Consider the following 8,442-nt stretch of genomic DNA (forward strand, 5'->3'; position numbering starts at 1 on the left):
GAATCAGCGATTCTGGCGCATGCCCGGCGGTGTGTGCCTGCGGAGTCGTGCGGCTTAGTGGTGAGAACGCCGGAGGGGGAGCGGTATATCCCTTGTGTGAATATCTCTGCAGAGCCGGAGGCGTATTTTCGTATTGCACCGGAAGACTGGCTGCGGGCAGAGATGCAGGGGGAGATTGTGGCACTGGTCCACAGTCATCCCGGTGGGCTGCCCTGGCTGAGCGAGGCTGACCGGCGGCTGCAGATAAAAAGCGCACTGCCCTGGTGGCTGGTCTGCCGGGGTGACATTCACAAATTCCGCTGCGTGCCGCACCTGACGGGACGGCGCTTTGAGCACGGGGTGACGGACTGTTACACCCTGTTCCGGGATGCATACCATCTGGCGGGGACTGAAATGCCGGATTTTCATCGCGAGGATGACTGGTGGCGCAACGGTCAGAACCTTTACCTGGACAATATGGCGGTCACCGGCTTTTACCGGGTGCCCCTGTCCTCTGCACAGGCGGGCGATATTCTGCTGTGCTGCTTTGGTGCTTCGGTACCGAACCATGCCGCCATTTACTGCGGCAACGGTGAGCTGCTTCACCATCTGCCTGAACAACTGAGTAAACGGGAGAGGTATTCCGAAAAATGGCAACGACGAACGCATTCTGTCTGGCGTCACCGCCACTGGCACGCATCTGCCTTCACGGGGATTTGCAACGATTTGGCCGCCGCCTCAGCCTGTATGTGAACACGGCAGCGGAAGCCATTCGCGCCCTGTCGATGCAGATGCCGGGCTTTCGCCGTCAGATGAACGAAGGCTGGTACCAGATACGTATTGCCGGTGATGACACGGCACCGGAGGCGGTGTATGCCCGTCTTCACGAACAGCTGGGTGAGGGAACGGTCATCCACATTGTGCCGCGACTGGCCGGGGCCGGAAAGGGTGGACTGCAGATTGTGCTGGGGGCGGCAGCCATCGTGGGCTCTTTCTTCACGGCCGGAGGCTCGATGGCGTTATGGGGTACAGCCCTGAGTGCCGGTGGTTTTTCTGCCACCACGATGCTGTTTTCACTGGGTGCCAGCATGATACTGGGCGGAGTGGCCCAGATGCTGGCCCCGAAGGCAAAAACACCGGATTACCGCGCAACGGATAACGGCAGACAGAACACGTACTTTTCCTCGCTGGATAACATGATTGCCCAGGGGAACCCGATGCCGGTGCCTTACGGGGAAATGCTGGTTGGCTCCCGCCGTATATCCCAGGACATCAGTACCCGTGATGAAGGCGGGGGCGGAAAGGTCGTGGTTATCGGGCGGCAGGGGTAAAAAGAATAAAAAAATCCCGCAGTGATCGCGGACAGGAACTGCGGGAGAGTTACGAAGATTAAGTGTAAGGAATTATTCTTATATCACGACAAAAAAATTAACGCAGAGAAATTATACGCGCCACAGTCAGTTTGTGAAAATGTGAAGATATTCAGAATTTTTATGCCATTACCGGTTTTAACCAACAGGATTATCGGTGGGCATGAAAGAAAACCCCGGTATCTGCTGATACCGGGGTTTCTCTTTAGCATGGCAGAAATGTGTTTCATGCTTTTCGGGCGAAGGATATCCGACTTCTGTACGGAATGGCAAGTGGCGGTTAATTTATTCAGGGGAAGGCTGTATGGGAAAAGGTGGCGGTAAGGCACACACGCCTCGTGAGGCGAAGGATAATCTCAAATCCACGCAGATGATGAGTGTGATTGATGCGATTGGTGAGGGACCGATAGAAGGTCCGGTGAAGGGACTGCAGAGTATTCTGGTGAACAAAACCCCACTGACGGACACGGACGGCAATCCCGTGATACACGGTGTGACGGCGGTCTGGCGTGCCGGGGAGCAGGAGCAGACACCACCGGAAGGCTTTGAGTCCTCCGGAGCTGAAACCGGACTGGGTGTGGAAGTGACGAAGGCAAAGCCGGTGACGCGCACCATTACGTCCGCGAACATTGACCGCCTGCGGGTTACCTTCGGGGTGCAGTCACTGGTGCAGACCACGTCAAAGGGCGACCGTAACCCGGCATCCGTCCGCCTGCTGATTCAGTTACAGCGTAATGGCCGCTGGGTGACGGAAAAGGATGTCACCATTAACGGCAAGACCACCTCGCAGTTCCTGGCCTCGGTGATTCTGGATAATCTGCCGCCCCGGCCCTTTAACATCCGGATGGTCCGGGAGACGGCGGACAGCACCACGGACCAGTTGCAGAACAGAACGCTCTGGTCATCGTACACTGAAATCATCGATGTGAAACAGTGCTACCCGAACACGGCCATTGTGGGGCTGCAGGTGGATGCGGAGCAGTTCGGCGGCCAGCAGATGACGGTGAACTACCATATCCGCGGTCGCATCATTCAGGTGCCGTCAAACTATGACCCGGAAAAACGCACGTACAGTGGTATCTGGGACGGCAGTCTGAAACCGGCATACAGCAACAATCCGGCCTGGTGTCTGTGGGACATGCTGACTCACCCGCGCTACGGCATGGGAAAACGTCTGGGGGCGGCGGATGTGGACAAGTGGGCGCTGTATGCCATCGGGCAGTACTGCGACCAGACGGTCCCGGATGGTTTCGGGGGGACCGAGCCGCGGATGACCTTTAATGCGTACCTGGCACAACAGCGTAAGGCGTGGGACGTTCTCAGTGATTTCTGCTCTGCGATGCGCTGTATGCCGGTATGGAACGGTCAGACGCTGACGTTCGTTCAGGACCGCCCGTCGGATGTGGTGTGGCCGTACACCAACAGCGATGTGGTGGTGGATGATAACGGCGTGGGATTCCGCTACAGCTTCAGTGCCCTGAAGGACCGGCACACGGCGGTGGAGGTGAATTACACCGACCCGCAGAACGGCTGGCAGACATCCACGGAACTGGTGGAAGACCCGGAAGCCATACTGCGCTACGGACGCAACCTGCTGAAGATGGACGCGTTCGGCTGTACCAGCCGCGGTCAGGCCCACCGTGCCGGGCTGTGGGTGATAAAGACCGAACTGCTGGAAACGCAGACGGTGGATTTCACGCTCGGGTCTCAGGGGCTGCGGCACACACCCGGTGACATCATTGAAATCTGTGATAACGACTATGCCGGGACCCTGACCGGCGGACGTGTCCTGTCCATTGATGCTGCCACCCGCACCCTGACGCTGGACCGTGAAGTGACACTGCCGGAGACCGGTGCCGCCACGGTGAACCTGATTAACGGCAGTGGTAAGCCGGTGAGTGTGGACATCACCGAACACCCCGCGCCGGACCGGATACAGGTCAGTACCCTGCCTGATGGTGTGGAGACATACGGGGTGTGGGGACTCTCCCTGCCGTCACTGCGCCGTCGCCTGTTCCGCTGTGTCTCCGTCCGGGAAAACACGGACGGCACCTTTGCCATCACGGCGGTGCAGCACGTACCGGAAAAAGAAGCCATCGTGGATAACGGTGCCCGCTTTGAGCCGCAGTCAGGTTCCCTGAACAGCGTCATCCCACCGGCAGTGCAGCACCTGACGGTGGAGGTGAGCGCAGCTGACGGCCAGTATCTGGCGCAGGCGAAATGGGACACGCCGCGGGTGGTGAAGGGTGTGCGCTTCAGTCTGCGCCTGACCAGTGGTAAGGGAGCGGATGCCAGACTGGTGACCACCGCCATCACTGCCGATACGGAGCACCGTTTCAGTGGCCTGCCACTGGGGGAATACACCCTGACGGTCAGGGCGATTAACAGTTATGGCCAGCAGGGCGAACCGGCCACCACCACCTTCCGGATTAACGCGCCAGCAAAACCCGCCACCATTGAACTGACGCCGGGGTATTTTCAGATAACGGCGGTCCCGCGTCTTGCGGTGTATGACCCGACGGTACAGTTTGAATTCTGGTTCTCAGAAAAACGCATCACGAACACAGCACAGGTGGAAAAATCTGCCCGTTATCTGGGGACCGGCAGTCAGTGGACTGTCCAGGGGAGCCGGATTAAGCCGGGGACGGATTTCTGGTTTTACGTGCGAAGCGTCAACCTGGTGGGAAAATCTGCTTTTGTGGAAGCCAGCGGGCAGCCCAGCAATGATGGTGAAGGGTATCTGGAAATTTTCCGGGGGCTGATAGATGAGACGCTTCTGGGCCAGGCACTGAAAGAGCGCATTGATGCTTCAGCGCTGCGTACGGAGGTCACGCAACTGGAAGAAGATATCCGTCAGCGGATGGACACGGATATCGCAGAAGTGACCCGGAAAATCGGGAAGGCGGAAAACAGCCTCACGCAGCTGGTTGCGAAAAAGAATGAGGACCAGACACTGGCCATCGCGCAGGTGAGCCAGAAAGTGGACCGGGTGAGCAGTGAAATCTCACAGACTGTCAGCCAGGGGCAGTCAGAAAACGCCCGACAGATAGCACAGGTCCGCCAGTACGTGGATAAAAAAGGGAGTGAAATTACCTCGACCACGGATAAAAAGCTGGGTGACCAGGCCGTGACCATACAGCAAATCCAGCGGGTTCAGTCAGACACGCGCAATGAGCTGAATGCCATGTATATGCTGAAGGTGCAGAAAACAAAAAACGGTATTCCCTATGTGGCCGGGATTGGCGCGGGGATTGAGGATGTTGATGGTCAGACCCTGAGTAACATTCTGCTGCAGGCCGATCGCATTGCGATGATTACCCCGGAGAACGGCAACACCACGCCGCTGTTTGTGGCGCAGGGGAATCAGCTGTTCATGAACGACGTGTTCCTGAAGCGACTGTTTGCGGTGAGCATCACGTCATCCGGCAATCCTCCGACGTTTTCCCTGACGCCGGATGGCAGGCTGACAGCCCGCAATGCGGATATCAGTGGAGCCATCACGGCGAATACCGGCACGCTCAATAATGTCACCATTAACGAGAACTGTGTCATCAGAGGGAAACTGTCTGCAAACCAGATTGAAGGCGATCTCGTTAAAACAGTGGGTAAGGCTTTCCCCCGTGACTCCCGTGCACCGAAGCGTTGGCCATCAGGAACCATTACCGTCAGGGTTTATGACGATCAGCCGTTTAACCGGCAGATTGTTATTCCGGCGGTGGCTTTCAGCGGTGCCAGACATGAGCGGGAGAACAGCGATACTTATTCGTCATGCCGCCTGATAGTGAAGAAAAACGGTGCTGAAATTTATAACCGTACCGCGATGGATAATACGCTGGTTTACAGTGGTGTTATTGATATGCCTGCTGGTCGCGGCCACATGACGCTGGAGTTTTCTGTATCAGCATGGTGGGTAAATGGCTGGTATCCCACAGCAAGTATCAGCGATTTGCTGGTTGTTGTGATGAAGAAAGCCACTGCAGGCATCACGATTAGCTGAATTTTATAACCCCAATACGGGCGCCAGAAATGGCGCCTTTTTTATTGCAGAAAAGCGAGAGGTAATTATGCGTAAAGTTTGTGCAGCCATTTTGTCCGCAGCCATCTGTCTGTCCGTATCCGGTGCGCCTGCATGGGCGTCTGAACATCAGTCCACACTGAGCACAGGGTATCTTCATGCCCGTACGAACGCTCCCGGCAGCGATAATCTGAACGGGATTAACGTGAAATACCGTTATGAGTTTACGGACACGCTGGGGCTGGTGACGTCATTCAGTTATGCCAATGCCAAAGATGAGCAAAAAACGCATTACAGCGATACCCGCTGGCATGAAGATTCCGTGCGTAACCGCTGGTTCAGCGTAATGGCGGGGCCGTCTGTGCGCGTGAATGAATGGTTCAGTGCTTATGCGATGGCAGGTGTGGCTTACAGCCGTGTGTCGACTTTCTCCGGGGATTATCTCCGCGTAACTGACAACAAGGGGAAAACGCACGATGTGCTGACCGGAAGTGATGACGGTCGCCACAGCAATACGTCTCTGGCGTGGGGGGCTGGCGTGCAGTTTAACCCGACCGAATCCGTGGCCATTGATATTGCTTATGAAGGCTCCGGCAGTGGCGACTGGCGAACGGATGCATTTATTGTTGGTATCGGATACCGTTTCTGACAACAGACGCCGATTTATCTTCTGTAAATATTGTTATGATACGCAGGTTCATCCGCCTTATGGGGTGAACTGCGTTTGAGGAAACGTAAAGTTACACTGTCCTGAAGCCCGTGGCGTCACTGCTGCGGGCTTTTTTTATTGGTGGAAAAGTATGACAGTAAAAATTTCTGGCGTGCTTAAAGATGGCACAGGAAAACCAGTACAGAACTGCACCATTGTGCTGAAGGCCAGACGGACCAGCAGCACGGTGGTGGTGAACACGGTGGCCTCTGAAAATCCGGATGAAGCCGGGCGTTACAGCATGGATGTTGAGTATGGCCAGTACAGCGTCACCCTGCTGGTTGAAGATTTTCCGCCTTCACATGCCGGGACCATTACCGTCTATGAAGGTTCCAGACCAGGTACGCTGAATGATTTTCTCGGCGCCATGACGGAAGATGATGTCATGCCGGAGGCACTGCGCCGTTTTGAGCTGATGGTGAATGAAGTGGCACGTCATGCCGGAGCATCATCACAGAGCGCAGCGGCAGCAAAGAAATCCGAAACTGCTGCGGCATCATCGAAGAACGCGGCGAAAACCTCAGAAACGAATGCAGCTAACAGCGCACAGGCGGCAGCGGCCTCGCAGACTGCATCGGCAAACTCCGCGACAGCAGCCAAAAAATCAGAAACCAGCGCGAAAAACAGCGAGACAGCCACAAAGGCCAGCGAAAAAAACGCAAAATCCAGCCAGACGGCAGCGAAAACCAGTGAGACGAATGCCAAAGACAGTGAAGCCAACGCAAAGGTGAGCGAAACAGCGGCGGCGAACTCGGCGAAAGCATCGGCAGCAAGCCAGACGGCAGCAAAAGCAAGTGAAGATGCTGCCAGAGAATACGCAAACCAGACAGCAGAGCCGTACAGATATGTTTTACAGCCGCTGCCGGATGTGTGGATACCCTTTAATGATTCGCTGGATATGATTACGGGCTATTCTCCGGGTTATAAAAAAGTGAAGATTGGTGATAATGTGGTTCAGGTTGCCAGTGATAAACAGGTTAATTTCAGTCGCGCATCAACGGCAACATATATCAACAAATCTGGCGAACTGAAAACGGCGGAAATTAATGAGCCACGATTTGAGTGTGATGGCCTGCTTATTGAGGGGCAAAGAACGAACTTCTTCCCGAACAGTACAGACCCTTCGAAGTGGAATAAGTCAACTTCACTGGACGTTACAGAAACAGGCACAGATAGTTTCGGGTTTAATTATGGCCGGTTTGTCGTACAGGATTCGATTGTTGGTACAAGTAAAGCGCATACCATTATCGGACTGTATTCGAGTACCGGAGGGGTTGATACTTCAGGGGACGAAAAGCATGTAACTATATCCTGTCGGGTAAAAAGTGAAGTTGATAATATCGCCGTTCGTATTTTATTTGAACATTATGATGGGGAGGTAAGGACATCAATAGGAGCAGCAAACCTGAACCTTACCACCCGCATAATTAGCAAGACAGGTCAGACAAGCCGTGTTACAGCAAGGTCTGTTAAGGATGATGCAACTGGCTGGATATTTTTTGAGGCTACATTAAAAGCAGATACAACAGAAAATACGGTTGGTGGTTTTGTCCAGTATTCTCCGGATACAGGGCAGATGGTTGCATCAGGGGATTATCTCGATGTAACCACTCCACAGATTGAGGCTGGTACAGGCGCATCATCTTTTATTGTTACGGGGACGGCACCGGTAACGCGGGCAAGCGATATGGTTACAGTTCCGATTAAGAATAATCTTTATAATCTTCCTTTTACGGTTCTTTGTGAGGTACATAAGAACTGGTATAAAACGCCAAATGCAGCACCGCGTGTTTTTGACACATACCGGCATCAGGCAGATGCGGGGATCGTAATGGGGTTTGGTTCATCAGGTGGGTACGACGGTTTTCCGTATTGTGATATAGGTGGTTCAGACCGACGAATAAATGAAAATGCCGGGCTGGAAAAAATGCTTATTGGTATGCGGGTAAAGTCCGAACGGTCCACATGTGTAGTCAGTAACGGTAAGTTAAGCAGCGAAACTAAAACCAAATGGGAATATATCCGGAGTACAGCAACCATTCGCATTGGTGGACAAACTACAGCAGGATTACGCCATTTATTTGGGCATGTGAGGAATTTTCGTCTCTGGCATAAAGAGCTAACAGATGCGCAGCTTGGGGAGGTTGTGGAGTGAGAGATTTCACGTTGCGTTTCAGTGATAAAGCAGATTTCAGGGCATTTCTCAGGAAACTTAACTGGGAAGAGGACGAAGAGCTGCAGAATGCCGTTCTGGTTGATGAGATTGGTTTTACGTTCAGGGAGACAGATGTTTCTGATGACGGAGAACCAGAATACACGCGAAACGAAGGGTACTTTGTTAATATCCGTCTTCTTGACGATGGATTTGA

6 protein-coding genes are annotated in these 8,442 nt (G+C 54.0%); all 6 read left to right on the top strand.

Annotation, left to right across the window (positions count from 1 at the left end; all coding sequences use genetic code 11):
• On the top strand, positions 1 to 732 hold a 732-nt coding region (locus C4F37_RS26245; RefSeq protein ID WP_042046273.1), incomplete at its 5' end, for a C40 family peptidase.
• The gene (locus tag C4F37_RS26250; protein WP_001090043.1) at positions 729 to 1,310 is read left to right on the top strand and encodes a tail assembly protein; all 582 of its coding nucleotides are present in this window, start codon (positions 729 to 731) and stop codon (positions 1,308 to 1,310) included. The genes C4F37_RS26245 and C4F37_RS26250, both read left to right, overlap by 4 nt.
• 343 nt (positions 1,311 to 1,653) lie before the next feature.
• Positions 1,654 to 5,346, top strand: a complete 3,693-nt coding sequence (gene gpJ / locus C4F37_RS26260) for a phage attachment tail tip protein J (RefSeq protein WP_001773905.1) — start codon at positions 1,654 to 1,656, stop codon at positions 5,344 to 5,346.
• 67 nt (positions 5,347 to 5,413) lie between these two features.
• Complete coding sequence (locus tag C4F37_RS26265) at positions 5,414 to 6,013, top strand: Ail/Lom family outer membrane beta-barrel protein (protein ID WP_016238842.1); 600 nt, start codon at positions 5,414 to 5,416, stop codon at positions 6,011 to 6,013.
• Between the two features lie 151 nt (positions 6,014 to 6,164).
• Complete coding sequence (locus C4F37_RS26270) at positions 6,165 to 8,228, top strand: prophage tail fiber N-terminal domain-containing protein (protein ID WP_016238843.1); 2,064 nt, start codon at positions 6,165 to 6,167, stop codon at positions 8,226 to 8,228.
• A partial coding sequence (locus tag C4F37_RS28070; RefSeq protein ID WP_021546362.1) for a hypothetical protein occupies positions 8,225 to 8,442 on the top strand: 218 nt, incomplete at its 3' end. The genes C4F37_RS26270 and C4F37_RS28070, both read left to right, overlap by 4 nt.

Origin of the sequence: Escherichia sp. R1, from assembly GCF_003000935.1 — a bacterium.
GTDB classification, from domain to species: Bacteria; Pseudomonadota; Gammaproteobacteria; order Enterobacterales; family Enterobacteriaceae; genus Escherichia; species Escherichia coli.